Raw genomic sequence first — 25,327 nt, 5'->3', positions numbered from 1 at the left:
GAGTTCGGGGCCGGCCGGCGATCGGCGTATGCGCGGTACGAGGAAGCCTCCGGTCAGGCCTTGTCGGACGGGCCGCCCACCTGGATGCCGGCCATCCGCGTCCATTCGTACGGGCCGGTGCGGACCTTCGCGGCGAAGTCCCCGTCGAAGGACTCGTGCATCGTGATCCCGGCCTTCCGGGTGGCGTTCTCGGCGACCGCGTACGACGGCGCCACCAGATCGCCCCAGCCGCCGTCCTCGCCCACGAGAACGATGCGCGTGCCCATCTGCCCGATGTAGGCGAGCTGTCCCTCCGCACCGCCGTGCGCCTTGGCGAAGGCACCGATCTGCTTGGCGAGCCTCGCCGCCCTGCGCTCCGCGCGGGCCGCCTGCTTGCCGCTCTCCACCTGGGTCTCTGCCGTCTCTGCCATGCCCAGGATGCTACCGACGGGTAGCTCGACGTGCGACGGGCGGGGCACGTGGCGTGGGCCACGTACCCCGCCCGTCGGCGGGAGTCGATGGAGCGGGACTACCTCAGGAAGGGGTCGACCGCCACCGCGACGAAGAGCAGCGAGACATAGGTGATCGACCAGTGGAACAGCCGCATCTCCTTGAGCTTCCCGCCGGTCACCCCGGCCTTGGCCCGGCTGAGCAGGGCGTGTGCCTCCCAGAGCCAGAACCCGCCGGTCAGCAGGGCCACCGCCGTGTAGAACCAGCCCGTGTAGCCGAGCGGGGTCAGCAGCAGCGAGACGGCGACCATCACCCAGCTGTAGATGACGATCTGGCGGGCCACCACGCGGTTGGAGGCGACGACCGGCAGCATCGGGACTCCGACCCGGGCGTAGTCGTCCTTCACCTTCATGGACAGCGGCCAGTAGTGCGGCGGCGTCCAGAAGAACATCACGGCGAAGAGGACGACCGCGGCCCAGGACATCGAGTTGGTCACGGCGGACCAGCCGATGAGGACCGGCATGCAGCCGGCGATGCCGCCCCAGACGATGTTCTGCGAGGTGCGGCGCTTCAGCAGCATCGTGTAGCCGACCACGTAGAACAGCAGCGCGCCGAGCGCGAGCGCGGCCGACAGCCAGTTGACGAGCAGTCCGAACCACACCGTGGAGATCACCGTGAGGGCGAAGCCGAAGGCCAGGCACTCACGCGGGCTCACCATGCCGGTCACCAGCGGACGCTGCGAGGTGCGGTCCATCAGCGCGTCGATGTCGCGGTCGATGTACATGTTCAGCGCGTTGGCACCACCCGCGGAGAGATATCCCCCGATGGTGGTGGTGAGAACGAGCCACAGATCGGGTACACCCTGAGCGGCCAGGAACATCACCGGAACCGTGGTGATCAGCAACAGCTCGATGATCCGAGGCTTGGTCAGCGCCACGAATGCCTTGACACGGGCCCCGAACGGGCGATGGCCCCCTGGGCTGGGAGTCAAGGCGACCCCTGCGGGTCGGGACTCGACGGCCGTCACGCACACCCCTGACAGAGAAATCCCAGCAAGCTCCGGGCGTGAAGGCCCAGTAAAGACTTGCGCGAACCAGACCACTGTAGACGTTGGGGGACAGGCCGCCCTTCGCGGGGGTGGGGTCGTGTTGAAGTGGCGCGGAAGGACGGTTCCCGGTCCATCGGAGTGACCCGGGAACAAGTGATCGCACCCCGGAGTGGCGCGTTCGCGGAAGCGGCACACACGTAAGGAGAGAGGCTCGTCGGCGGGCGCACGAATCGGGCGCAAAAGTAGGGGGCCGCGCTCATCGGAGGGCCCAGAAGTGAGCCGTCGCGCTCATACGGGAGGCGAACTCCGCGAGCCGCCCGCACCCTGGAAAGCAGCCGGAAAATGCTTGTTCCGACGAGGGTAGGCTCGACAACGCCCGGTGCGGTCACAGTCACCGGTTTACAACAGTGGAGAGGAGCCCTGACTCAGGGTGAGCACCAAGCCGACCACCACAGACCTCCAGTGGACCGAATTGGACCAGCGGGCCGTGGACACTGTCCGCGTCCTTGCCGCCGACGCCGTACAGAAGGTCGGAAACGGCCACCCGGGCACGGCGATGAGCCTGGCTCCCGCCGCGTACACCCTCTTCCAGAAGGTGATGCGGCACGACCCCGCCGACGCGGACTGGACCGGTCGTGACCGGTTCGTGCTCTCTGCGGGGCACAGCAGCCTGACCCTCTACATCCAGCTCTACCTGGCCGGGTACGGCCTGGAGCTCGATGACCTCAAGGCTTTCCGCACCTGGGGCTCGAAGACCCCGGGCCACCCGGAGTACGGCCACACCACCGGCGTCGAGACGACCACGGGCCCGCTGGGCCAGGGCGTCGCGAACGCGGTGGGCATGGCGATGGCCGCCCGCTACGAGCGCGGCCTCTTCGACCCGGAGGCGGCCCCCGGCACCTCCCCGTTCGACCACATGGTCTGGGTCGTCGCGGGCGACGGCTGCCTCCAGGAGGGCATCTCCGCGGAGGCGTCCTCGCTGGCCGGACACCAGAAGCTCGGCAACCTGGTCCTGCTGTGGGACGACAACCACATCTCCATCGAGGGCGACACGGAGACCGCGGTCTCCGAGGACACCCTGAAGCGGTACGAGGCGTACGGCTGGCACGTCCAGCGCGTCGACCAGCTGCCCAGCGGCGACCTGGACCCGGCGGGTCTGTACGAGGCGCTGCAGGCCGCCAAGGCCGAGACCGGGCGCCCCTCGTTCATCGCGGCCCGCTCGATCATCGCCTGGCCCGCCCCGCACGCCCAGAACACCGAGGCCTCGCACGGCTCGGCGCTCGGTGACGAAGAGGTCGCCGCGACGAAGAAGGTCCTCGGCTTCGACCCGGAGAAGTCCTTCGAGGTCTCCGACGAGGTCATCTCCCACACCCGCGAGGCGCTGGACCGCGGCCGCGAGGCGAAGGCCGAGTGGGAGAAGTCCCTCGCCGCGTGGCGCACCGCCAACCCGGAGCGCGCCGCCGAGTTCGACCGGATCTCCGCGGGCGAGCTGCCCGCCGGCTGGGAGGACGAGCTCCCGGTCTTCGAGCCGGGCAAGAGCGTCGCCACCCGCGCCGCCTCCGGCAAGGTGCTCCAGGCCCTCGGCGAGACCATCCCCGAGCTGTGGGGCGGCTCCGCCGACCTGGCGGGCTCGAACAACACGACGATCGACAAGACGTCGTCGTTCCTCCCGACGGGCAACCCCCTGCCGGGCGCGGACCCGTACGGCCGCACGATCCATTTCGGCATCCGCGAGCACGCCATGGCCGCGGCCATGAACGGCATCGCGCTGCACGGCAACACCCGCATCTACGGCGGCACCTTCCTGGTGTTCTCCGACTACATGCGCAACGCCGTGCGCCTGTCCGCGCTGATGCACCTCCCGGTGACGTACGTGTGGACGCACGACTCGATCGGTCTCGGCGAGGACGGCCCGACCCACCAGCCGGTGGAGCACCTGGCCTCGCTGCGCGCCATCCCGGGCCTGAACATCGTCCGCCCGGCCGACGCCAACGAGACCGCCATCGCCTGGCGCGAGATCCTGCGCCGCTACACCAAGGTGTTCGGCAAGGGAGCCCCGCACGGTCTGGCGCTGACCCGCCAGGGCGTGCCGACCTACGAGGCGAACGAGGACGCGGCCAAGGGCGGCTACGTGCTCTTCGAGGCCGAAGGGCCCGAGGGGCGGAACGCGGCGCCCGAGGTCCTCCTGATCGGTACGGGCTCCGAGGTGCACCTCGCCGTCGAGGCCCGCGAGGAACTGCAGGCGGCCGGCGTCCCGACCCGAGTGGTCTCGATGCCGTCGGTCGAGTGGTTCGAGGAGCAGGACCAGGCATACAAGGACAGCGTGCTGCCGCCGTCCGTGAAGGCCCGGGTCGCGGTCGAGGCCGGTATCGGTCTGACCTGGCACCGGTACGTCGGAGACGCCGGCCGGATCGTCTCGCTGGAGCACTTCGGTGCCTCGGCCGACGCCAAGGTCCTCTTCCGTGAGTTCGGCTTCACCGGCGAGCACGTCGCCGCCGCCGCGCGGGAATCTCTCGCCGCAGCCACGCGCTGACGCCGTTATACGACTAGTAGGAGATGCAATTCTCATGACAGACGCACTCAAGCGCCTCTCCGACGAGGGCGTGGCGATCTGGCTCGATGACCTGTCGCGCAAGCGGATCACCTCGGGCAACCTCGCCGAGCTGATCGACCAGCAGCACGTCGTGGGCGTCACCACCAACCCGTCGATCTTCCAGAAGGCGATCTCGCACGGTGACGGTTACGAGCAGCAGCTCACCGACCTCGCCACCCGCAAGGTCACCGTCGACGAGGCCATCCGCATGATCACGACGGCCGATGTGCGGGACGCCGCGGACATCCTGCGTCCGGTCTTCGACGCCACGGACGGCCAGGACGGCCGGGTCTCCATCGAGGTCGACCCGCGTCTGGCCCACCACACCGACGCCACCGTCGCCGAGGCCAAGCAGCTGGCCTGGCTGGTGGACCGGCCCAACACGCTCATCAAGATCCCGGCGACGAAGGCCGGCCTCCCGGCGATCACCGAGGTCATCGGCAGGGGCATCAGCGTCAACGTCACGCTGATCTTCTCCCTGGAGCGCTACCGCGAGGTCATGGACGCCTACCTGGCGGGTCTGGAGAAGGCGAAGGCCGCGGGCCTGGACCTGTCCAAGATCCACTCGGTGGCTTCGTTCTTCGTGTCCCGTGTGGACACCGAGATCGACAAGCGGCTCGACGCGGTCGGCACCGACGAGGCCAAGGCGCTCAAGGGCAAGGCGGCTCTCGCCAACGCCCGGCTCGCCTACCAGGCGTACGAGGAGGTCTTCGGCTCGGAGCGCTGGGCCGCCCTGGACAAGGCGCAGGCCAACAAGCAGCGTCCGCTGTGGGCCTCGACCGGCGTCAAGGACCCCGCGTACAAGGACACGCTGTACGTCGTCGACCTGGTCGCCCCCGGCACGGTGAACACCATGCCCGAGGCCACCCTGGACGCCACGGCGGACCACGGGCAGGTCACGGGCAACACCATCGCCGGCACCTACGAGCAGGCCCGCGCCGAGCTCGACGCGGTCGCGAAGCTCGGGATCTCCTACGACGACGTCGTCCAGCTTCTCGAGGACGAGGGCGTCGAGAAGTTCGAGGCGTCCTGGATCGACCTGCTCAACTCGACCGAGGCGGAGCTCAAGCGCCTCGCCCCTTCGGAGGGCTGACCACCTTGTCTGGTGTTCCCGGAGCCAACCCGCTTCGTGACCCCCAGGACCGACGGCTCCCGCGCATCGCGGGACCGTCGGGCCTGGTGATCTTTGGCGTCACGGGCGATTTGTCCCGTAAAAAGCTGATGCCCGCCGTCTACGACCTGGCCAATCGCGGCCTGCTGCCGCCGGGCTTCTCACTCATCGGTTTCGCGCGCCGCGAATGGCAGGACGAGGACTTCGCACAGGAGGTCCACGACGCCGTCAAGCAGCACGCCCGTACCCCGTTCCGCGAAGAGGTCTGGCAGCAGCTCATCCAGGGGATGCGCTTCGTCCAGGGCAACTTCGACGACGACGAGGCCTTCGAGCATCTGAAGGCCACGATCCAGGAACTCGACAAGGCACAGGGCACGGGCGGCAACTTCGCCTTCTACCTGTCCGTGCCGCCGAAGTTCTTCCCCCAGGTCGTCCAGCAGCTCAAGAAGCACGGGCTCGCCGACCAGAAGGAGGGCTCCTGGCGGCGTGCCGTCATCGAGAAGCCCTTCGGCCACGATCTCAAGAGCGCGCAGGAGCTCAACCAGATCGTGCACGACGTGTTCCCGCCCAACGAGGTCTTCCGGATCGACCACTACCTGGGCAAGGAGACGGTCCAGAACATCCTGGCGCTGCGGTTCGCCAACACGATGTTCGAGCCGATCTGGAACAGGTCGTACGTCGACCACGTGCAGATCACGATGGCCGAGGACATCGGCATCGGCGGCCGGGCCGGCTACTACGACGGCATCGGCGCCGCCCGTGACGTCATCCAGAACCACCTGCTCCAGCTGCTGGCGCTGACGGCCATGGAGGAGCCCGGCTCCTTCCACCCGAAGGCCCTGGTCGCCGAGAAGCTCAAGGTGCTCACGGCCGTGGAGCTGCCGGAGGACCTGGGCCAGCACACGGTGCGCGGCCAGTACGCGCACGCGTGGCAGGGCGGCGAGGAGGTCCCCGGCTATCTGGAGGAGGACGGCATCGACCCCAAGTCGACGACCGACACCTTCGCCGCGATCAAGCTGACGATCAACAACCGCCGCTGGGCGGGCGTGCCGTTCTACCTCCGCACCGGAAAGCGGCTCGGCCGCCGGGTCACGGAGATCGCGGTCGTCTTCAAGCGCGCCCCATATCTGCCCTTCGAGTCCGGTGCGACGGAGGAGCTGGGCGGCAACGCCCTGGTCATCCGGGTCCAGCCGGACGAGGGCGTGACCGTGCGGTTCGGCTCCAAGGTGCCCGGCACCTCGATGGAGGTCCGGGACGTCACGATGGACTTCGCGTACGGCGAGTCCTTCACGGAGTCCAGCCCGGAGGCGTACGAGCGGCTCATCCTCGATGTGCTGCTCGGCGACGCCAACCTCTTCCCGCGGCACCAGGAGGTCGAACTCTCCTGGAACATCCTCGACCCGATCGAGGAGTACTGGGACAAGCACGGCAAGCCCGCGCAGTACTCGGCGGGCACCTGGGGCCCGGCCGAGGCGGACGAGATGCTCGCACGAGACGGACGGAGCTGGCGCCGGCCATGAAGATCGATCTCACGGAGACCACTTCCAGCAAGATCAACCAGGCGCTGGTGTCGGCCCGCCGCGCCATCGGCACCCCGGCCATCGGCATGGTGCTGACCCTGGTCATCGTCACCGACGAGGAGAACGCCTACGACGCCCTCAAGTCGGCCGGCGACGCCTCGCGCGAGCACCCCTCGCGGATCATCGCGGTGATCAAGCGGGTCAGCCGCTCGCCGCGCAGCCGCCGGGACGCCCGGCTCGACGCCGAGGTGCGGGTCGGTTCCGACGCGGGCACCGGCGAGACCGTCGTCCTGCGTCTCCACGGCGAGCTGGCCAACCACGCCCAGTCGGTGGTTCTGCCGCTGCTGCTGCCGGACGCCCCGGTCGTGGTCTGGTGGCCCGAGGGCGCCCCCGCCGATCCGGCGAAGGACCCGCTGGGCGCGCTCGCCCAGCGCCGGATCACGGACGCGTACTCGGCGGAGCACCCGGGTGACGAACTCGCGGTGCGTGCCCGGTCGTACGCCCCGGGCGACACGGATCTGGCCTGGACCCGCATCACGCCGTGGCGCTCGATGCTGGCGGCCGCGCTCGACCAGCAGCACGTCGAGGTCGTCTCGGCGACGGTCGAGGGCGAGTCGGAGAACCCGAGCTGTGAGCTGCTCGCCATGTGGCTCGCGGACCGGCTCAAGGTCCCGGTGGAGCGCACCCTGTCCGACGGTCCCGGTCTGACGGCCGTGCGGATGGAGACCAAGAAGGGTGTCATCGTCCTGGACCGGCCCGACGGTTCGCTGGCCACGCTCTCGATGCAGGGCCAGCCGGACCGCGCGGTGGCGCTCAAGCGGCGGGAGACCGCCGAGCTGCTCGCCGAGGAGCTGCGGCGGCTGGATCCGGACAACACCTACGAGGCCACGGTGAAGTTCGGCGTGGAGAAGCTCGGCGGACCGGCGAAGCCGGCCGGCCCCAAGGCTGCCGAGTCCAAGTCGGCCGAGTCCGCCGCCCCGGCCGCCGCGAAGAAGACGGCGACCAAGAAGGCGGCGGCGAAGTGAGTGCCCCTCAGCTTGTCGTGCACCGCGACAAGGAGCTGATGGCGCAGGCCGCCGCGGCCCGGCTGATCACCAGGGTCGTGGACGCCCAGGCCGCGCGCGGCTACGCCTCGGTGGTCCTCACCGGCGGGCGCAACGGCAACGGCCTGCTGGCCGCCCTCGCCGAAGCGCCCGCCCGGGATGCGATCGACTGGTCGCGGCTCGATCTGTGGTGGGGCGACGAGCGGTTCCTGCCGGAGGGCGACCCGGAGCGCAATATCACGCAGGCCCGTGAGGCCCTGCTGGACTCGGTGCCGCTGACCCCGTCCCGGGTGCACGTGATGCCCGCTTCGGACGGTCCCTGCGGCAGCGACGCCGACGCGGCAGCGGCCGCGTACGCCGAGGAACTGGCCGCCGCGGCCGGTCCGGAGGACCACGGTCCGGTGCCGACGTTCGATGTGCTGATGCTGGGCGTCGGCCCGGACACGCATGTGGCGTCGCTCTTCCCGGAACTGCCCGCGGTACGGGAGACCGAGCGCACCGTCGTCGGTGTGCACGGCGCTCCCAAGCCGCCGCCCACCCGCGTCTCGCTCACGCTGCCCGCGATCCGGGCGGCCCGCGAGGTGTGGCTGCTCGCCGCCGGTGAGGACAAGGCGGAGGCCGCGGAGATCGCGCTCTCGGGCGCCGGGGAGATCCAGGCCCCGGCGGCCGGTGCGTACGGACGCAGCCGCACGCTGTGGCTGCTGGACGCGGCGGCGGCCTCGCGGCTGCCGCGCGCGCTGTATCCGCCGGCCTCTCCCTGAGTACTCGTCAGTACCGTGGTGCCCGGGCCCGGTCCGCTCTTCGGAGCGGCCGGGCCCGCGGCGTGCGAGGGCGTGGCGCCGGGCGCGCCGGATCCGCACCCGGACGGCCCGGACGGCGTGGCGGCCGCGGAGACCCGGGGCGCCGGATTCCGCCTCGTCTCCACGGCGGGCGGGCGGCCGCCGCGGCTCACCCGGTCGGCGGGATGCGCTCCAGGAAGGGCTCCAGCAGGCCCGGGACGGCCTGCGAGGCGAAGGCGAGGCCCTCGCTCACGTCCGCGTCGTACACCGTGTACGCGCCTGCTCCGGCGGCCGTCGTCGCGGTGAGGCTCAGCACCCCCGACCGTCGCTGGAAATACGTCTGCCGGACGGTCCAGCCGATGACACCGGCCCGCTCCAGCGCGGCGGTCGAGCGCCGGACCGTGCCCGACCGGACCACCAAGTAGTCACCGCTGATCGTGTGCCCCAGACCGCGGTACGCGTCCCGGGCGAGGAACACCCCGGCGGGCAGCCCGACGACCGCGCAGCCGAGCGCGGTCCAGAGCAGTACGGGTGTCAGCAGCACGCCCAGCGGGACCAGGACGGCCACCGGGACGGCGACCGCCCAGAACGCCCGGCGCAGCCGACGGCCGCGGGCTGCGCGAGGATGCCCGGTCAGCGGGGCACCCGTCGGGGAGGTGGTTTCGCGCAGGACGTCGGCGGCCACCCTGTCGGCGACGGACCGGGGCGCGGCGGGCAGCAGGGTGTTGTGGTCGCCGTGCTGATCCTCGTCGTCCTTGGCCAGTCCGGTGGTGATCGCGTCGACGCGGGCGGCGCCGAACAGCCGGATGCCGAGCGGTTCGACGAGGTCCACGCCGCGCAGCCGCCGCTCCTCGATGGAGACGGACCGGGAGGTCAGAAGGCCGCGCCGGATGCGCAGGGTGCCGCCGGGTTCGCGCTCCAGCCGGTAGCTCCACCACATCTCGATCCACACGCCGAGCGCGCCGACGGCACCGGCGGCCACCGCCGCGGCGGCCAGGATCACGATCATGGCCGTCAGTGAGGTGTCCCGGAACCGGTCGCCGACCCAGTCGATCACCTGCCCCTGCGCCCCGAACCAGTCGCTGACCTGCATCACCGCACCGGCCGCGGCGCCGCCGAGCGCGGGGGCGACGAACGAGACCGGTGCGTAGCGGATCCAGCGCGGGTCGAGGGTCACGAGCTCGCCCTCGCGATGGGTGCCCGGGGTGCCGCGGACCGTGCGCTCCAGCAGTTCGCGGCGGAGCCGCTCGCCCTCGGCCTTGGGGACCGGGTCCAGTTCCAGCGTGGATTCGCCGCCCGCCTGCTCGCCGGTGCCGATGCGGACGGTCACCAGGCCGAGGACCCGTTGCAGCAGATGGGCGGTGAGGTCGACGCTGCGGATGCGTTCACGCGCCAGTGAGCGCTTCTTGACCAGGAGCAGCCCGGTGTGGAGCTCGACCCGTTCGGCGCCGACGCGGTACCGGGTGCGGCGCCACCGAACGTGGTCGCCGACCGCGGCGCAGCCGATCAGCGCGAGCGAGCCCGCCAGTACCCAGGCGACCGCGTGCCCGAGGCCGAACCGGCCGGAGAGTCCGAGCGTGGTGGGAACGGCCGCACCGGCCGCCACCCCGGCCGTGACGAGTGCGCTGACGAGGACCGTACGCCGGTCCAGCCGCCGCCAGTCGGTGGCTGGACCGAGGCCGTCGGCGCTGCCGGCATCCCCGGCGTCCGGCGAGACGGTGGTCCCGGCGCTCATGTGGCGTCCCCGGGGGTGTCCTGGGTGATCCGGGTCAGCCGCTCGGCCAGTTCGGCCGCGAGCTCGTGGCCCAGCCCCTCGATCCGTACCGCGCCCTTGGACGACGCGGTGGTCACAGTGACCGTGGCGAGCCGGAAGAACTGTTCGAGCGGGCCGCGCACGGTGTCCACGGTCTGGATGCGGGACATCGGGGCGATGCGCCACTCCTGACGCAGGACGCCGGTTCTGACGTACACCGCTTCGCCGGTGACCTCCCAGCGGTGGGTACGGAACCACCAGAGGGGGAAGAGGACGGCGCAGCCGATGCCGAGGACCGCGAGGACCGCGGCGGGCAGCAGCAGCCAGAACCGGGCGGGCTCGATGAGCGCGCCCAGCACGGCCAGGACGAGCACCGGCGCCGCGGTCAGCAGCAGCCACTGGGCCCGCCACCAGCCGACCGCCCTCGGGTCCAGTGTGTTGTTCGGCGGCCTCAGCCGCACCGTCCGCTCCCCCGCGGCCATCGGCTCAGCGCCCCCTGCGGACGCGGTACGCCCGGACGAGCGCGGCGGTCGAGCTGTCCAGCGCCTCGCCACCGGCGCCCCGGGTCAGCACCGGCTCGATCTTCTTGGCGAGGACCTTGCCGAGCTCGACGCCCCACTGGTCGAAGGAGTCGATGTTCCAGATGGCGCCCTGGACGAAGACCTTGTGCTCGTACAGCGCGATCAGCTGGCCGAGGACCGACGGCGTCAGCCGGTCGGCGAGGATCGTCGTCGTCGGGTGGTTGCCCTTGAAGGTCTTGTGCGGCACCAGCTCCTCGGGGACGCCCTCGGCACGTACCTCGTCCGGCGTCTTGCCGAAGGCCAGCGCCTGGGTCTGGGCGAAGAAGTTGGCCATCAGCAGATCGTGCTGGGCGACGAGACCGGGCAGCAGGTCGGCGACCGGCTCGGCGAAGCCGATGAAGTCGGCCGGGACGACCTTGGTGCCCTGGTGGATCAGCTGGTAATAGGCGTGCTGCCCGTTGGTGCCGGGGGTGCCCCAGACGACCGGTCCGGTCTGCCAGTCGACCGGACGGCCGTCGCGGTCCACCGACTTGCCGTTGGACTCCATGTCCAACTGCTGCAGGTACGCGGTGAACTTGGACAGGTAGTGGCTGTACGGCAGCACGGCATGCGACTGGGCGTCGAAGAACGCGCCGTACCAGACGCCCAACAGGCCGAGCAGCAGCGGGACGTTGTCCTCGGCGGGGGCGGTACGGAAGTGTTCGTCGACGAGGTGGAAGCCGTCGAGCATCTCGCGGAACCGGTCGGGGCCGATGGCGATCATCAGCGAGAGACCGATGGCGGAGTCGTAGGAGTAGCGGCCGCCGACCCAGTCCCAGAACTCGAACATGTTGGCGGTGTCGATGCCGAAGTCCGCGACCTTCTCGGCGTTGGTGGACAGCGCCACGAAGTGCTTGGCGACGGCGTCCTGATCGGCCTTCAGACCGGTCAGGAGCCAGTTGCGGGCGGAGGTGGCGTTGGTGATCGTCTCGATCGTGGTGAAGGTCTTCGACGCGATGACGAAGAGCGTCTCGGCCGGATCGAGATCGCGCACGGCCTCGTGGAGGTCGGCGCCGTCCACGTTCGACACGAAGCGGACGGTGAGCGAGCGGTCCGTGAAGGAGCGCAGCACCTCGTACGCCATGGCGGGGCCGAGGTCGGAGCCGCCGATGCCGATGTTGACGATGTTCTTGATGCGCTTGCCGGTGTGACCGGTCCACTCCCCCGACCTGACGCGGTCGGAGAAGGCCGCCATCTTGTCGAGCACGGCGTGCACGGCCGGCACCACGTTCTCGCCGTCGACCTCGATCACCGCGTCGCGCGGGGCACGCAGCGCGGTGTGCAGGACGGCGCGGTCCTCGGTGGTGTTGATCTTCTCGCCGCGGAACATCGCGTCCCGCAGCGCCGCCACTCCGGTGGCCGCGGCGAGTTCGCGCAGCAGCCGGAGCGTCTCGTCGGTGACCAGGTGCTTGGAGTAGTCGACGTACAGATCGCCGACCCGGAGGGTGTATCCGGTGCCGCGCTCCGGGTCGTCCGCGAAGAGCTGCCGCAGATGCGTCGTCCCGAGCTGCTCGCGGTGCTTGCCCAGAGCGGTCCACTCGGGCGTCTGGTTGAGCCTGGTTCGGCTTGGTGTGTTCATCCCGGATATCAGCCCACTTCTTCTCGTGCCTGCAGATGCCCCGCTGCCCTTCCAACCTAATTGATCAGCAGGGCCGACGAGGCGAGGGTGGGCTGCGGCACGGCAAAAGCGGTCCGGCCGGACACCTTGTGGGTGCCCGGCCTGATCCAAACGAAAGACCCTAGATCTCGCCCCGGAGTTTCGCCAGGGCCTCGGCGAGAATGGCCTCGCCGTCCGCATCGCTGCGCCGCTCACGCACATACGCGAGATGCGTCTTGTACGGTTCGGTGCGCGGCGGGTCCGGCGGGCTGTCCCGGTCCTGTCCGGCCGGGAAACCACAGCGCGGGCAGTCCCAAGTCTCCGGTACCTGCGCGTCACTGGCGAAGCTCGGCTGCGTCTCGTGCCCGTTCGAGCACCAGAAGGAGATGCGGAGGCGCGGTGCGGACTCGCCCCGCTCGGCCTCCCCCATCGGCCCCGCTCCGACCCGGCTTCCCCGGATCGCGTTGCCACTTGCCACGGTCGTAACTCCCTGCGTGATGGTGCTCGAAGATGCCCCAGTCTACGTAAGGCCCAACGCGCGTCCAGTGAAAGGAGTTACACCCTCACCGGGAATCGCGTACGACGGGTCAGCTGTCCAGCTTGATCAGCAGACCAAGCACAACAATGCACGCGAACCAGGCCAGGCCGACGAAGACCGTGATCCGGTCGAGGTTCCGCTCGGCGACCGAGGAGCCGCCCACGGACGACTGCATCCCGCCACCGAACATGTCGGAGAGGCCGCCGCCCTTTCCCTTGTGCATCAGCACCAGCAGCATCAGCAGCAGGCTGAAGACGATCAGGGCGATCTCGAACGCCAAAATCACGGCTGGTCCCTACTTTCCGGAATTCTCTGGACTGCATGTGCGAACAGCGGGGGCCGGGAGGCTGCCCCTCCTCGGCCCCCGCAAGGGTACGACGGATCCGCGCTACCGCATACTCACTGGTCGCGGAAGCGGACGATCTTGACGAACTCGTCGGCGTCCAGTGCGGCGCCGCCGATCAGCGCGCCGTCCACATCGGGCTTCGACATGATCTCGGCGACGTTCCCGGACTTCACGGAGCCGCCGTACTGGATGCGGACCGCGTCGGCCAGCTCCTGCGAGTACAGCTCGGCGAGGCGGCTGCGGATCGCCCCGCAGACCTCCTGGGCGTCGTCGGCGCCGCAGACCTTGCCGGTCCCGATCGCCCAGACCGGCTCGTACGCGATCACGATCGACTCGGCCAGCTCGGCGGGCACGTCCTTGAGACCGCCGTCGACCTGCGCGAGTGTGTGCGTGACGTGGTTGCCCGCCTCACGGACCTCCAGCTCCTCGCCGACGCAGAGGATCGGGGTCAGGCCGTGCTTGAAGGCGGCCTTCACCTTGGCGTTGCAGATCTCGTCGGTCTCGCCGTGGTACTGGCGGCGCTCGCTGTGGCCGACGGCGACGTAGGTGCACTTCAGCTTGGCGAGCATCGGGCCGGAGATCTCACCGGTGTACGCGCCGGAGTCGTGCGCCGAGATGTCCTGGGCGCCGTACTTGATCTTCAGCTTGTCGCCGTCGACCAGCGTCTGCACGGAGCGCAGGTCGGTGAAGGGCGGCAGGACGGCGACCTCTACGGCGTCGTAGTCCTTGTCGGCCAGGGCGAAGGCGAGCTTCTGGACGTGCGCGATGGCCTCGAGGTGGTTGAGGTTCATCTTCCAGTTGCCCGCCATCAGCGGGGTACGGGTGGTCATGAAAGGTCAGTCCTCCAGTGCGGCGAGGCCGGGAAGCGTCTTGCCCTCAAGGTATTCGAGGCTGGCACCGCCACCGGTCGAGATGTGTCCGAATGCGTTCTCGTCGAAGCCCAGGATGCGGACGGCGGCGGCGGAGTCGCCACCGCCGACGACACTGAAGCCCGAGGAGTCGACGAGGGCCTGGGCGACGGCCCGGGTGCCCTCGGCGTAGTCGGGGTGCTCGAAGACGCCCATCGGGCCGTTCCAGAAGACGGTGGCGGCGTCGGCGAGCTTCGAGGCGTACAGCTTGTTGGTCTCCGGGCCGTTGTCCAGGCCCATGAAACCGGCCGGGATGGCGTCCGCGGGCACGGTGCGGTGCTCGGTCGGTGCCTTCGTCCCGAGGTCCGGGAACCGCTCGGAGACCACGACGTCGACGGGGAGCACGAACTCCACGCCCTTCTCCTCGGCGCGCTTGAGGTACTCCAGCACCGTCGGGATCTGGTCCTCCTGGAGGAGGGAGCCGCCGACCTCGTGGCCCTGGGCCTTGAGGAAGGTGTAGGCCATGCCGCCGCCGATGAGGATGCGGTCGGCGCGCTCCAGCAGGTGGTCGATGACGCCGAGCTTGTCGGAGACCTTCGAGCCGCCGAGCACGACGGCGTAGGGGCGCTCGACGTTCTCGGTGAGCTTCTTCAGGACGCCGACCTCGGTGGCGATCAGGTCGCCGGCGGCGTGCGGCAGCCGGGCCGGGAGGTCGTAGACCGAGGCGTGCTTGCGGTGCACGGCTCCGAAGCCGTCGCCCACGTACACGTCGGCGAGTTCGGCGAGCCGGTCGGCGAACGCGCCGCGCTCGGCGTCGTCCTTCGACGTCTCACCGGGGTTGAAGCGGAGGTTCTCGATGACGGCGACCTTGCCGTCGGTGAGCGCGGCGACCGTGGCCCGTGCGGACTCGCCGACGGTGTCGGTCGCGAAGGCCACGTCGGTGCCGAGGAGTTCACCCAGACGGGCCGCGGCGGGTGCCAGGGAGAAGGCGGGGTCCGGAGCGCCCTTGGGGCGGCCCAGGTGCGAGGCGACGATGACCCGCGCACCGGCCGCGGCGAGTTTCTCCACGGTCGGCTGGACGGCGCGGATGCGGCCGTCGTCGGTGATGGTGGTGCCGCTCAGCGGCACGTTGAGGTCGGCGCGGACGAATACGCGCTTGCCGGTGACCCCTTCGGCGAGAAGTTCGTCGATCGTCTTCATCTTGCTGGACTCCTTGGGAGGGCGGAGAGCATGCAACGGGGCTCGAACGGCGCCGCGTTGCGCTGTTCGAGCCCCGTGCTCACTTCGAAGTTCCTGCCGGTCCGACGGTCAGAGCTGGCTGCCGACGAAGACGGTCAGGTCGACGAGGCGGTTGGAGTAGCCCCACTCGTTGTCGTACCAGCCGATGACCTTGACCTGCGAGCCCTCTGCCATGGTCAGCAGGGAGTCGAAGGTGCAGGAGGCCGGGTCCGAGACGATGTCCGAGGACACGATCGGGTCCTGGGTGTAGGCCAGCTTGCCCTTGAGCGGGCCCTCTTCGGCGGCCTTCTGGAAAGCGGCGTTGACCTCGTCGCGGGTGACCTCGCGGTCCAGCGTGACGACCAGGTCGGTGACCGAACCGGTCGGGACCGGGACGCGCATCGCCATGCCGTCGAGCTTGCCCTTGAGCTGCGGGAGCACCAGGGCGGTGGCCTTGGCGGCACCCGTCGTGGTCGGGATGATGTTCTCCGCGGCGGCGCGGGCGCGGCGCAGGTCGGAGTGGGGGAAGTCCAGGATGCGCTGGTCGTTCGTGTACGCGTGGACCGTCGTCATGAGGCCCTTGACGATGCCGAAGTTCTCGTCGAGGACCTTGGCCATCGGCGCGACACAGTTGGTGGTGCAGGACGCGTTGGAGATGACGTGGTGGTTGGCCGCGTCGTACTTGTCCTCGTTGACACCCATCACGATGGTGATGTCCTCGTTCTTGGCCGGGGCCGAGATGAGGACCTTCTTGGCGCCACCCGCGATGTGCTTCTCGGCGTCGGCCTTCTTGGTGAAGATGCCGGTCGACTCGATGACGATGTCGACGCCCAGCTCACCCCAGGGGATGTCGGCCGGGTTGCGCTCGGAGAGCACCTTGATGGTGTGGCCGTCGACGGTGATGCTGTCGGCGGTGTGACTGACCTCGGCCTTGAGACGGCCCAGGATCGTGTCGTACTTCAGAAGGTGTGCCGTGGTCGCGGTGTCACCCAGGTCGTTGACAGCCACGATCTCGATGTCCGCACCCTGCTCCAGCAGCGCGCGGAAGTAGTTACGACCGATGCGGCCAAAGCCGTTGATGCCTACGCGGATCGTCACGAACCGATCTCCTCGTTAGGTACGCGGGGTTTCCACCCCGGCGAGTTGTATGAGATGTCCCCGACCGCCTCCGACCCTACCTCTCCGAGGGCCCCGGAGTGACATCGAGCGGGGCCGTAGGAACCATCGAGGCCCGTACCCCTCGGTAGGAGTACGGGCCTCCGAACACTCGGCCGTACACGCGGCGACGACTACGGAGAGTCAACAGTCCCGGGAATGCCGCGTGTTCTGGATTCGGCCGATTTCATCGCCTTCGCGGGTCACCCCACCAGACCGTCGGCGAGCTCCTCGCTGAGGGTGGATTCCGTGCCCGGAATGCCCAGGTCCTGGGCCCGCTTGTCGGCCATCGCCAGCAGCCGGCGGATCCGGCCGGCGACCGCGTCCTTGGTCAGCGGCGGATCGGCGAGCGCGCCCAGCTCCTCCAGCGACGCCTGCTTGTGCTCCATGCGCAGCCGCCCCGCGGCCGCCAGGTGCTCGGGCACCTCCTCGCCCAGGATCTCCAGCGCACGCCCCACCCGGGCGCCCGCGGCGACGGCGGCCCGCGCGGAACGGCGCAGGTTGGCGTCGTCGAAGTTGGCGAGCCGGTTGGCGGTGGCGCGGACCTCTCGGCGCATCCGCCGCTCCTCCCAGGCCAGCACCGACTCATGGGCGCCGAGCCGGGTGAGCAGGGCGCCGATGGCGTCGCCGTCGCGGACGACGACCCGGTCGACCCCGCGCACCTCGCGGGCCTTCGCCGCGATGGAGAGCCTGCGGGCCGCCCCTACCAGCGCGAGCGCCGCCTCCGGCCCCGGGCAGGTCACCTCCAGCGAGGAGGAGCGGCCCGGCTCGGTGAGCGAGCCGTGGGCCAGGAAGGCTCCGCGCCAGGCGGCCTCGGCATCGCAGGTGGCCCCCGAGACCACCTGCGGGGGCAGGCCGCGGATGGGACGGCCGCGGCCGTCCACCAGGCCGGTCTGGCGGGCCAGCTGATCGCCGCCCGCCACCACCCGTACGACATAGCGCGAGCCGCGCCGCAGACCGCCGGGAGCCATCACGATCAGCTCCGAGCTGTGCCCGAAGATCTCCAGGATGTCCCGCTTCAGCCGGCGCGCCGCCATCGCGGTGTCCAGCTCCGCCTCGATCACAATCCGACCGCTCACCAGGTGCAACCCACCCGCGAACCGAAGAATCGCCGAGACCTCTGCCTTCCTGCAGCAGGTCCGGGTCACGGGAAGCCGGGAGACTTCGTCCTTCACCGCCGGCGTCATCGCCATGGGCCGATCCTTCCATGCATCCGAAAAATACGGTCGTACGCGGCGGCCAACAGCTCCGGATCATGGATCGGAACGCCGTCGGGTGAGGCCACCGGCGCCAGCTCGACCGCGGCACCGAGCCGCTTGGCGGCATCGGCGAGGGACTCACGATCGGGCACGGCTGCTTCGTCGGCCAGCACCACGTCCATGGCGAGTTTAGGGGCGTGTCGTCCCAAAACCTCCAAATGACGCTGCGGAGAGAAGCCATCAGTTTCACCGGGTTGCGGTGCGAGGTTGAGCGAGAGGACCTTGCGGGCCTTGGTCTCGACGAGCGCGTCGAGCAGTTCCGGCACGAGCAGATGCGGGATCACGGAGGAGAACCAGGACCCCGGGCCGAGCACCACCCAGTCGGCGTCGAGGACGGCGGCGACGGCCTCGGGGACGGCCGGCGGGTCGCGCGGGACGACGTGGACGGACTGCACCTCGCCCGGGGTGAGCGCCACGGTGGCCTGGCCGCGCACCGTGTCCACGTCGTCCGGGCGGGCCGGGTCGTGTCCCCGTACGAGCGCCTGGAGCTCCAGCGGCACGGCGGACATGGGTAGCACCCGGCCGTGCGCACCGAGGAGCCTGCCGACCAGGTCCAGGGCCTGGACGTGGTCGCCGAGCTGCTCCCACAGGGCGACGATCAGCAGATTGCCGACCGCGTGCTCGTGCAGGTCGCCCTTGGACTGGAAACGGTGCTGGATGACCCGGGCCCAGGTCTGGCCCCAGTCGTCGTCACCGCACAGGGCGGCGAGCGCCTTGCGGAGGTCGCCGGGCGGCAGGACGCCGAGCTCCTCCCGGAGCCGGCCGCTGGAGCCGCCGTCGTCGGCCACGGTGACCACGGCCGTGAGGTCGCCGGTGATCCGGCGGAGCGCCGCCAGCGACGCGGACAGCCCCATGCCGCCGCCGAGAGCGACGACCTTGGGCTGCGCGCCGCGCTTACGGGCGGACAGGGCAGAGGTGGCTCTGCGCAGCCGTCGCAGGCGCAGATTACGGCTGGTCACTCGCGCCCCATGTCCCGGTGCACGAGGACGGTCTCGATGCCTTCGGTCGCGAGCCGGGCCGCGAGCTTCTCGGACATGGCGACCGAGCGGTGCTTGCCGCCCGTGCAGCCGACGGCGATCGTCACGTAGCGCTTGCCCTCGCGGCGGTAGCCGGCGGCGATGAGCTGGAGCAGTTCCGTGTACTGGTTGAGGAATTCCTTGGCGCCGGGCTGGTCGAAGACGTAGGCGGAGACCTCTTCGTTGAGCCCGGTGAACGGGCGCAGCTCGGGGACCCAGTGCGGGTTGGGCAGGAAGCGGCAGTCGACCACCAGGTCGGCGTCGACCGGCAGGCCGTACTTGAAGCCGAACGACATCACCGTGGCGCGCAGCTCCGGCTCCTCGTCGCCGGCGAACTGGGCGTCCATCTTGGCGCGCAGTTCGTGCACGTTGAGGCTGGAGGTGTCGATCACCAGGTCGGCGTCGCCGCGCAGCTCGCGCAGCAGGTCGCGCTCGGCGGCGATGCCGTCGACGATCCGGCCGTCGCCCTGGAGGGGGTGCGGACGGCGGACCGACTCGAAGCGGCGGACCAGGGCGTCGTCGGAGGACTCCAGGAAGACGATCCGCCGGGTGACGTGCTTGGCCTCCAGGTCGGCGAGGGACTCGCGGAGGTTGTCGAAGAACCGGCGGCCGCGCACGTCGACGACGACGGCGATCCGGGCCACGTTGCCCTGCGAGCGGGCACCGAGTTCGACCATGGTGGGGATCAGCGCGGGCGGCAGGTTGTCGACGACGAACCAGCCGAGGTCCTCCAGGCACTTGGCCGCGGTGCTGCGCCCGGCGCCCGACATCCCCGAGATGATCACCAGCTCGGGGATGGCCGCGTTCCCGTCGCCCGTGTCGATCGTGGTGCCCGTACTCACGTGTCCCGCTCCGTCTGCTCGGTCGGTGCTGTCGTGCCCGGCTTCGTGTCCGTGCCCGACTTCATGTTCGTGTTCGTGCTCAGTCATGTCGTGCTGCCCCCGTCGTCCTCTTCAATGATCTCTCCTGTCGCCGTGTTCACGGCGGGCGCGGCCGGGGCGGCCGGGGCGGCCGAGGCCAGGGCGGCAACCACTGATTCCGCCGTTCTGCGGCCTATCCCCGGAACTTCGCAGATCTCGTCGATTGTCGCCTGCTTCAGCTTCTTCACGGAGCCGAAATGCTTGATCAACGCCTGCTTCCGGGTCTCGCCGAGACCGGCGACGGCATCCAGGGGGCTGGACCGGATGCGCTTGGCCCGCTTGGCACGCTGGTAGGTGATCGCGAAGCGGTGGGCCTCGTCACGGACGCGCTGGAGGAGGTAGAGGCCCTCGCTGGAGCGGGGCAGGATGACGGGGTCGTCGTCATCGGGCAGCCAGACCTCTTCGAGGCGCTTGGCGAGGCCGCAGACGGCGATGTCGTCGATCCCGAGCTCGTCGAGGGCGCGTTTGGCCGCGGCGACCTGCGGCTGGCCGCCGTCGACCACGACGAGCTGCGGCGGATAGGCGAACCGCTTGGGACGGCCGTCGTCCTCACGGGGCTCGGCCTCCGGATCGGGGGAGCTTTCCGGGACGGAGACGGTGCTCGGGAGGGAAGCAGCGCTCGGGTCGGAGGCGGTGCCTGGGACGGGCAGGGTGTCCTCGCCGGCGGCCGGGCCGGTCGGGGCCGGTGGGGCGGTCTGCGGTGCCGGGACGGGGCCGGTCGGCGCGGGAGTCTCCTCCCACTCCCCCGTCCGCTCCTTCTCCTGGAGGTACCGCTTGAAGCGACGGCCGATCACCTCGTGCATCGACCGGACGTCGTCCTGGCCCTCGAAGCCCTTGATCTGGAAGCGGCGGTACTCGCTCTTGCGGGCCAGGCCGTCCTCGAAGACGACCATGGACGCGACCACGTCGTCGCCCTGGAGATGGGAGATGTCGAAGCACTCGATGCGCAGCGGAGCCGTGTCGAGGCCGAGCGCCTCGGCGATCTCCTCCAGGGCGCGGGAGCGGGTCGTCAGGTCGGAGGCGCGCTTGGTCTTGTGCAGCCCCAGGGCCTGCTGGGCGTTGCGCTGGACCGTCGTCATCAGGTCCTTCTTGTCGCCGCGCTGGGGGATGCGCAGGCTGACCTGGGAGCCCCGGCGGTCGGCGAGCCACTGGGAGACCGCGTCGGGGTGCTCGGGGAGGGCCGGGACGAGGACCTCCTTGGGGACGGAGTCGCCCGTCTCCTCGCCGTACAGCTGTTGCAGGGCGTGCTCGACCAGGCCCGAGGTGTCGACGTTCTCGACCTTGTCGGTGACCCAGCCGCGCTGGCCGCGCACCCGGCCGCCGCGCACGTGGAAGATCTGGACGGCGGCTTCGAGCTCGTCCTCGGCGACCGCGATCAGGTCGGCGTCGGTGGCGTCGGCGAGGACGACGGCGCTCTTCTCCATGGCCCGCTTGAGGGCCTCCACGTCGTCGCGGAGCCGGGCCGCCCGCTCGTACTCCATCTCTTCGGCCGCCGCCATCATCTCCTTCTCCAGGCGGCGGATGTACGTGCCGGTGCGGCCGGCCATGAAGTCGCAGAAGTCGTCCGCCAGTTCGCGGTGTTCCTCGGGGGTGACCCGGCCGACACAGGGGGCCGAGCACTTGCCGATGTAGCCGAGCAGGCACGGGCGGCCGGTCCTGGCGGAGTTCTTGAAGACTCCGGCGGAACAGGTGCGTACCGGAAAGACCCGGAGCATCAGGTCGACCGTCTCCCGGATCGCCCAGGCGTGCCCGTACGGACCGAAGTAGCGCACACCCTTCTTCTTGGCTCCGCGCATGACCTGGACGCGCGGGAACTCCTCGTTGAGCGTGACCGCGAGATACGGATAGCTCTTGTCGTCGCGGTACTTGACGTTGAACCGGGGGTCGAACTCCTTGATCCAGGAGTACTCCAGCTGGAGCGCCTCGACCTCCGTGGAGACGACGGTCCACTCGACCGAGGCGGCCGTGGTGACCATCGTGCGCGTACGCGGGTGGAGCGCGGCCAGGTCCTGGAAGTAGTTGGCCAGGCGCTGGCGCAGGTTCTTGGCCTTTCCGACGTAGATCACCCGGCGGTGTTCGTCGCGGAATTTGTAGACCCCCGGGGAGTCGGGGATCTGTCCCGGCTTGGGGCGGTAGCTGGAGGGGTCTGCCATGTGCCCCACCCTACTTGCGGGCAGTGACAGCGCGGCCTGCCCGGCCGTGGTGCCGTGCTCCGGGGCGCGGGTTGAGGGAGCACGCCCCGGAGCACGGGTCAGGGGGCGCCGCCGCCGGTCACGGGGTCGCCCGGTGGCGGCGGTTGCGCACCGCCGTGACACCGACGACGGCGAGCACGGCGAGGGCGCCCGCTCCGGCGGCGGCGGCGGACGCGGCGGTCGGGGCCGTGCCGGAGGCCGCGTCCGCGGCGGTCACCGGGCGGGGCTCGCCGGCGCCTTCCCGGGGGCCGGGAGCGGTGCCGGAAGGTGCGGACGGTCCGTAGCCGCCCGCCTGGCCGGAGCGGGCGTAGCCGGAGCCGGGGAGCTTGTCGCCGTAGGCCTTCCGCACCCGGGCGCGGTAGGCGGCCAGGGTGGTGCCGCGGGCACCGACCGCGCGGACGGCGTCCCGGTCCAGCGGGAGCACCTCGGTGCCCTTCTGGACGTACCAGGCGTCCGTCTGCGGTTCGCGGAAGACCGTCCCGCCGGGGAGCTTGCGGGCGCCCGCGGCGGCGTACCGCGTCTCGTCGTCGCCGCTGGCGATGTTCACCACCTGCCAGCTCCCGTCCTTCCCTTCCTTCGGAAGGGTCCACAGGGATGCCTTCTGGCCGTCCGAGGAGACGGCCGTGGTGGCGAGGTAGTCCAGCCTGGCGACCGGTGCCCCCGGTTTCCCGGCGACGAAGTCCGGGGCGAGGCTGCGCACGGGGACGGTGGCGCCCTCGACCCGCGGCGCGGCCGCCGACCTCGTGATCGCGCCCTCCCGGGCGAAGAACCGGGACAGGGTGTCCAGGGTCGCGGGGTCGGTGGCCGCTCGACGGGCCGCTGTCAGAGCGGCCGGATCGGCTGCGGGACCGGTGGCGGCGGCCGCCTGCGGGGCTGTGACGGTGAGCAGGGCGGCGCCCGCCAGCACACCGGTGGCGGCCAGGGCGGCAGCCGTGGCACGCGCGGTGCGGCTGGGCCGTGCGGTGTCTGCGGACCGTGCGATGCGGCTGGGCCGTGCGGTGCCTGCGGACCGTGCGATGCGGCTGGGCCGTGCGGTGCCTGCGGACCGTGCGATGCGGCTGGGCCGTGCGGTGCCTGCGGACCGTGCGGTGCGTGCGGTCTTCGAGATCACTGCGTCACGCTCCGATCCGGTAGAGCGAGTGGGTCCAGGAGAACTCGTTGTTGTTCACGTACCAGGCGTGCGAGGCCCAGTTGTAGCGGTTGTTGGAGGGCCAGGGATCGCCCCAGTAGACCCAGCTGTTCGCGTCGTCGTACCCGTACAGGACATGCATGTGGCCGCCGCCCGACGACCACTGGATGCGGGTCTCGACGGGGCGCCCCGCGGCTATCTCGGCCTGCACGGTGGGGTAGCGCAGCCAGCCGGTGACGTACGAGCCGGAGTTGATGCCGGCCCACTGGAGACCGATCTGGACATTGCCGAGCGAGGCCTGCGAGTTGGGGCACTCGTAACCCTGGGCACGGCCGAAGGCGGCGTTGCAGAACTGGTTCTGCGAGTAGGAGCGTCCGAACCAGGTGGCGATGGTGTTGCCGGATGCCGCCCAGCACCAGTTGGTCTTCTGCTGTGCCTGCATGGTGATGTTCAGGCGCTGGGTGGCGGCGATGCTGCTGCCGGTGGTGGTGCTCCGTGCTGCCGAGGCGGTCGTGGTGGGGGTCTGCGCCGCCGAGGCGGTCGCCGTGGGTACGGCGAGCAGTAGGGCGGCGAGGGCGGCCATGACCGGAAGTCGTCCCGGCCGGATTCTTCGGTTGCGCATTGCGTTCCTCCCAATGCAAGGGGGTGTGTGATCGGAGGAGCGCGTCCGGACGCTGTGCGAGGAGCATCGACCGTTGTCGGGGACGGGTCAACACGCTTCAATGCGGGGGAACATCGCGGTGTGAACGGCGTGGCGGATACGTGAACGGATCTCCCCCGGCCACCTGCGACACCGCTCCCGCCGATGCGGTCTCCCCACCCCGCGTCGTGAACGTTCACCTGGAGGACCTCATGCGGCACACGGAGGCCGAACTGGCGCAGGTGCTGCACACCGGCCCGTTCCATCTGGCACTGCGCACCGCGCTCTCGGTGCGTGGGCTTCCGCTCCAGCGGGTGCAGCACCATCTCGCGCACCGCGGCGTCAAGGTCGGGGTGACAAGCCTGAGTTACTGGCAGCAGGGGGCCAGGCGTCCGCAGCGCGCCGAGTCGCTGCGGGCCGTGAAGGCCCTGGAGGAGGTGCTGGAACTGCCCGGGAACTCACTGCTCCGGTTGCTGGGGGCCGCCGGCGGCCGTGCGGACGCCGACCGTCCGGCCGCGCGTTCGTACCGCTCCTTGATGGAGGCGTCCGGCGCTGTGGAACGGCTGCTCGCCACGATGGGCTCGCCGGTGGACGGCGGGCTGCACACGGTGGGGCATCACGAGCGGATACGGATCGGGCCCGGCCGGGAGCTGCGGCAGCGGGAGTCACAGCATGTGGTGCGCGCGCACCGGGACGACGTCGACCGCTATCTCGCCGTCTACCGGGGCGATCCGGGCTGCGATCCGGCGCGAGTGGAGGTGGTGGCCCGGGAGAACTGCCGGACGGGGCGGATCCGCTTCGACCGGGAGACGGGGGTGCTCGTCGCGGAGCTGCTCTTCGACACCCGGCTGCGGGCGGGCGACACCTATCTCTTCGGCTACGGCTTCGACGACGCCACGGGAGGGCCGTGCGGCGAGTACGTGCGCGGCTTCAGTTTCGGCGGCGGACAGTACGTGCTGCAGGTGGGCTTCGACGAGGCCGCGCTGCCGGTACGGTGCCGGAGCTTCGCCCAGGTCTCGGCGGGCGCGCCGCGCGGCACCCGTACGGATCTCACCCTCACCGGCCGGCACCGGACCGTTCACCTGGTGGAGCAGGGGGTGCGGCCCGGCCTGGTCGGCATCGACTGGGACTGGGAGTGATCCGTCGCCGCCGGACGGTCAGGCGTCGGGGCCCGCGATGAGCTTTCCGCCCTTGACCCTGACCGGGACGGAGGGCAGCGGCGCGGTCGCCGGGCCGTGCATCGCCTTGCCGGTCGTCGTGTCGAAGCGGCTGCCGTGGCACGGGCAGTTCCCCACGTTCTCCTCGACCTTGTCCAGCAGGCAGCCCGCGTGGGTGCACTGGGCGCTGAACGCCTTGTACTGGCCCTTGGCCGGGCAGGTGACGATGACCCGCTGGTCGCGGTAGAGCTTCGATCCGCCGACCGGAACCTCCTCCGGCACTCCGAGTTCGACGGGGGCGGTCGGCGTCGGCGTCGCGGCGTGGCCGAGCTTCGACTCGGTCGAACAGGCGGCCGCTCCCAGCCCGGCGACGCCGACGAGAGCGGCGCCCTTCAGCACGGTACGGCGGGGGGCGGGCTGGCCGGGCATGCGGTCTCCACTGGTCAGAGGGCAGGGCGGGGTGCAGAGGGTTGCCG

23 protein-coding genes are annotated in these 25,327 nt (G+C 70.5%); 6 read left to right on the top strand and 17 right to left on the bottom strand.

What is annotated here, in order from left to right:
• Positions 1-53 precede the first annotated feature (53 nt).
• Both ACFVT1_RS21580 and ACFVT1_RS21575 read right to left on the bottom strand, forming a co-directional pair.
• A complete protein-coding gene (locus ACFVT1_RS21580; protein ID WP_389797732.1) occupies positions 54-410 on the bottom strand; it encodes a hypothetical protein in 357 nt (118 codons plus the stop codon).
• 98 nt (positions 411-508) lie between these two features.
• On the bottom strand, positions 509-1,462 hold the full coding sequence (locus ACFVT1_RS21575; RefSeq protein ID WP_389797730.1) for a heme o synthase: 954 nt from the start codon (positions 1,460-1,462) through the stop codon (positions 509-511).
• 445 nt (positions 1,463-1,907) lie between these two features.
• Here ACFVT1_RS21575 and tkt point away from each other — a divergent pair, with 445 nt between their 5' ends.
• From tkt to pgl, 5 genes are read left to right on the top strand one after another with little or no spacing between them, the layout of a single operon-like run.
• Positions 1,908-4,010, top strand: a complete 2,103-nt coding sequence (tkt, locus tag ACFVT1_RS21570) for a transketolase (protein ID WP_389797727.1) — start codon at positions 1,908-1,910, stop codon at positions 4,008-4,010.
• Between the two features lie 34 nt (positions 4,011-4,044).
• Positions 4,045-5,163, top strand: coding sequence for a transaldolase (tal, locus tag ACFVT1_RS21565; protein WP_362212015.1), 1,119 nt, complete (start codon positions 4,045-4,047; stop codon positions 5,161-5,163).
• A 5-nt stretch (positions 5,164-5,168) separates the two neighbouring features.
• Positions 5,169-6,701, top strand: coding sequence for a glucose-6-phosphate dehydrogenase (gene zwf, locus ACFVT1_RS21560; protein WP_389797724.1), 1,533 nt, complete (start codon positions 5,169-5,171; stop codon positions 6,699-6,701).
• Complete coding sequence (gene opcA / locus ACFVT1_RS21555; RefSeq protein ID WP_389797721.1) at positions 6,698-7,726, top strand: glucose-6-phosphate dehydrogenase assembly protein OpcA; 1,029 nt, start codon at positions 6,698-6,700, stop codon at positions 7,724-7,726. Before zwf ends, opcA begins: the two co-directional genes overlap by 4 nt.
• Positions 7,723-8,505: a 6-phosphogluconolactonase gene (pgl, locus tag ACFVT1_RS21550; RefSeq protein ID WP_389797718.1), complete on the top strand. Its 783-nt coding sequence runs from the start codon at positions 7,723-7,725 to the stop codon at positions 8,503-8,505. Before opcA ends, pgl begins: the two co-directional genes overlap by 4 nt.
• A gap of 187 nt (positions 8,506-8,692) precedes the next feature.
• Here pgl and ACFVT1_RS21545 read toward each other — a convergent pair whose 3' ends face one another.
• The 14 genes from ACFVT1_RS21545 to ACFVT1_RS21480 all read right to left on the bottom strand — a co-directional run bounded on the left by ACFVT1_RS21545 (position 8,693) and on the right by ACFVT1_RS21480 (position 23,676).
• Positions 8,693-10,258 (bottom strand): PH domain-containing protein, encoded by a 1,566-nt coding sequence (locus ACFVT1_RS21545; protein ID WP_389797716.1) that lies wholly within the window; start codon positions 10,256-10,258, stop codon positions 8,693-8,695.
• Positions 10,255-10,758, bottom strand: coding sequence for a PH domain-containing protein (locus ACFVT1_RS21540; protein WP_389797714.1), 504 nt, complete (start codon positions 10,756-10,758; stop codon positions 10,255-10,257). The genes ACFVT1_RS21545 and ACFVT1_RS21540 overlap by 4 nt, the downstream gene beginning before the upstream one ends.
• Positions 10,759-10,762: 4 nt before the next feature.
• Positions 10,763-12,415, bottom strand: a complete 1,653-nt coding sequence (gene pgi, locus ACFVT1_RS21535) for a glucose-6-phosphate isomerase (RefSeq protein ID WP_389797711.1) — start codon at positions 12,413-12,415, stop codon at positions 10,763-10,765.
• Between the two features lie 160 nt (positions 12,416-12,575).
• A complete protein-coding gene (locus ACFVT1_RS21530; protein WP_072483070.1) occupies positions 12,576-12,911 on the bottom strand; it encodes an RNA polymerase-binding protein RbpA in 336 nt (111 codons plus the stop codon).
• A gap of 109 nt (positions 12,912-13,020) precedes the next feature.
• Entirely contained in the window at positions 13,021-13,257 is a 237-nt protein-coding gene (gene secG, locus ACFVT1_RS21525) for a preprotein translocase subunit SecG (protein WP_329816899.1), read from the bottom strand.
• 113 nt (positions 13,258-13,370) lie between these two features.
• Positions 13,371-14,147, bottom strand: coding sequence for a triose-phosphate isomerase (gene tpiA / locus ACFVT1_RS21520; RefSeq protein WP_389797708.1), 777 nt, complete (start codon positions 14,145-14,147; stop codon positions 13,371-13,373).
• A 6-nt stretch (positions 14,148-14,153) separates the two neighbouring features.
• Positions 14,154-15,365: a phosphoglycerate kinase gene (locus ACFVT1_RS21515; RefSeq protein ID WP_389797705.1), complete on the bottom strand. Its 1,212-nt coding sequence runs from the start codon at positions 15,363-15,365 to the stop codon at positions 14,154-14,156.
• Between the two features lie 108 nt (positions 15,366-15,473).
• Positions 15,474-16,481, bottom strand: coding sequence for a type I glyceraldehyde-3-phosphate dehydrogenase (gene gap, locus ACFVT1_RS21510; protein ID WP_389797702.1), 1,008 nt, complete (start codon positions 16,479-16,481; stop codon positions 15,474-15,476).
• 260 nt (positions 16,482-16,741) lie between these two features.
• On the bottom strand, positions 16,742-17,731 hold the full coding sequence (gene whiA / locus ACFVT1_RS21505) for a DNA-binding protein WhiA (RefSeq protein ID WP_018104603.1): 990 nt from the start codon (positions 17,729-17,731) through the stop codon (positions 16,742-16,744).
• A complete protein-coding gene (gene yvcK / locus ACFVT1_RS21500; protein ID WP_389797700.1) occupies positions 17,722-18,756 on the bottom strand; it encodes a uridine diphosphate-N-acetylglucosamine-binding protein YvcK in 1,035 nt (344 codons plus the stop codon). Before yvcK ends, whiA begins: the two co-directional genes overlap by 10 nt.
• A complete protein-coding gene (gene rapZ / locus ACFVT1_RS21495) occupies positions 18,753-19,742 on the bottom strand; it encodes an RNase adapter RapZ (RefSeq protein WP_362212047.1) in 990 nt (329 codons plus the stop codon). The genes yvcK and rapZ overlap by 4 nt, the downstream gene beginning before the upstream one ends.
• Positions 19,739-21,886, bottom strand: a complete 2,148-nt coding sequence (gene uvrC / locus ACFVT1_RS21490) for an excinuclease ABC subunit UvrC (RefSeq protein ID WP_389797696.1) — start codon at positions 21,884-21,886, stop codon at positions 19,739-19,741. The genes rapZ and uvrC overlap by 4 nt, the downstream gene beginning before the upstream one ends.
• Positions 21,887-22,004: 118 nt before the next feature.
• On the bottom strand, positions 22,005-22,907 hold the full coding sequence (locus ACFVT1_RS21485) for a hypothetical protein (RefSeq protein WP_389797774.1): 903 nt from the start codon (positions 22,905-22,907) through the stop codon (positions 22,005-22,007).
• Between the two features lie 133 nt (positions 22,908-23,040).
• Positions 23,041-23,676, bottom strand: a complete 636-nt coding sequence (locus ACFVT1_RS21480) for a papain-like cysteine protease family protein (protein ID WP_389797694.1) — start codon at positions 23,674-23,676, stop codon at positions 23,041-23,043.
• A 230-nt stretch (positions 23,677-23,906) separates the two neighbouring features.
• On the opposite strand from ACFVT1_RS21480, the gene ACFVT1_RS21475 reads away from it, so the two are divergent.
• Positions 23,907-24,833, top strand: coding sequence for a hypothetical protein (locus ACFVT1_RS21475; protein ID WP_389797692.1), 927 nt, complete (start codon positions 23,907-23,909; stop codon positions 24,831-24,833).
• An 18-nt stretch (positions 24,834-24,851) separates the two neighbouring features.
• On the opposite strand, the gene ACFVT1_RS21470 is transcribed toward ACFVT1_RS21475, so the two are convergent.
• A complete protein-coding gene (locus tag ACFVT1_RS21470) occupies positions 24,852-25,280 on the bottom strand; it encodes a Rieske (2Fe-2S) protein (protein ID WP_389797690.1) in 429 nt (142 codons plus the stop codon).
• Positions 25,281-25,327 lie beyond the last annotated feature (47 nt).

Origin of the sequence: Streptomyces sp. NPDC057963 (assembly GCF_042887155.1) — a bacterium.
Classification (GTDB): domain Bacteria; phylum Actinomycetota; class Actinomycetes; order Streptomycetales; family Streptomycetaceae; genus Streptomyces.
The sequence above is the reverse complement of the archived record's forward strand: the minus strand, read 5'-3'. Positions and strand labels throughout refer to the sequence as shown.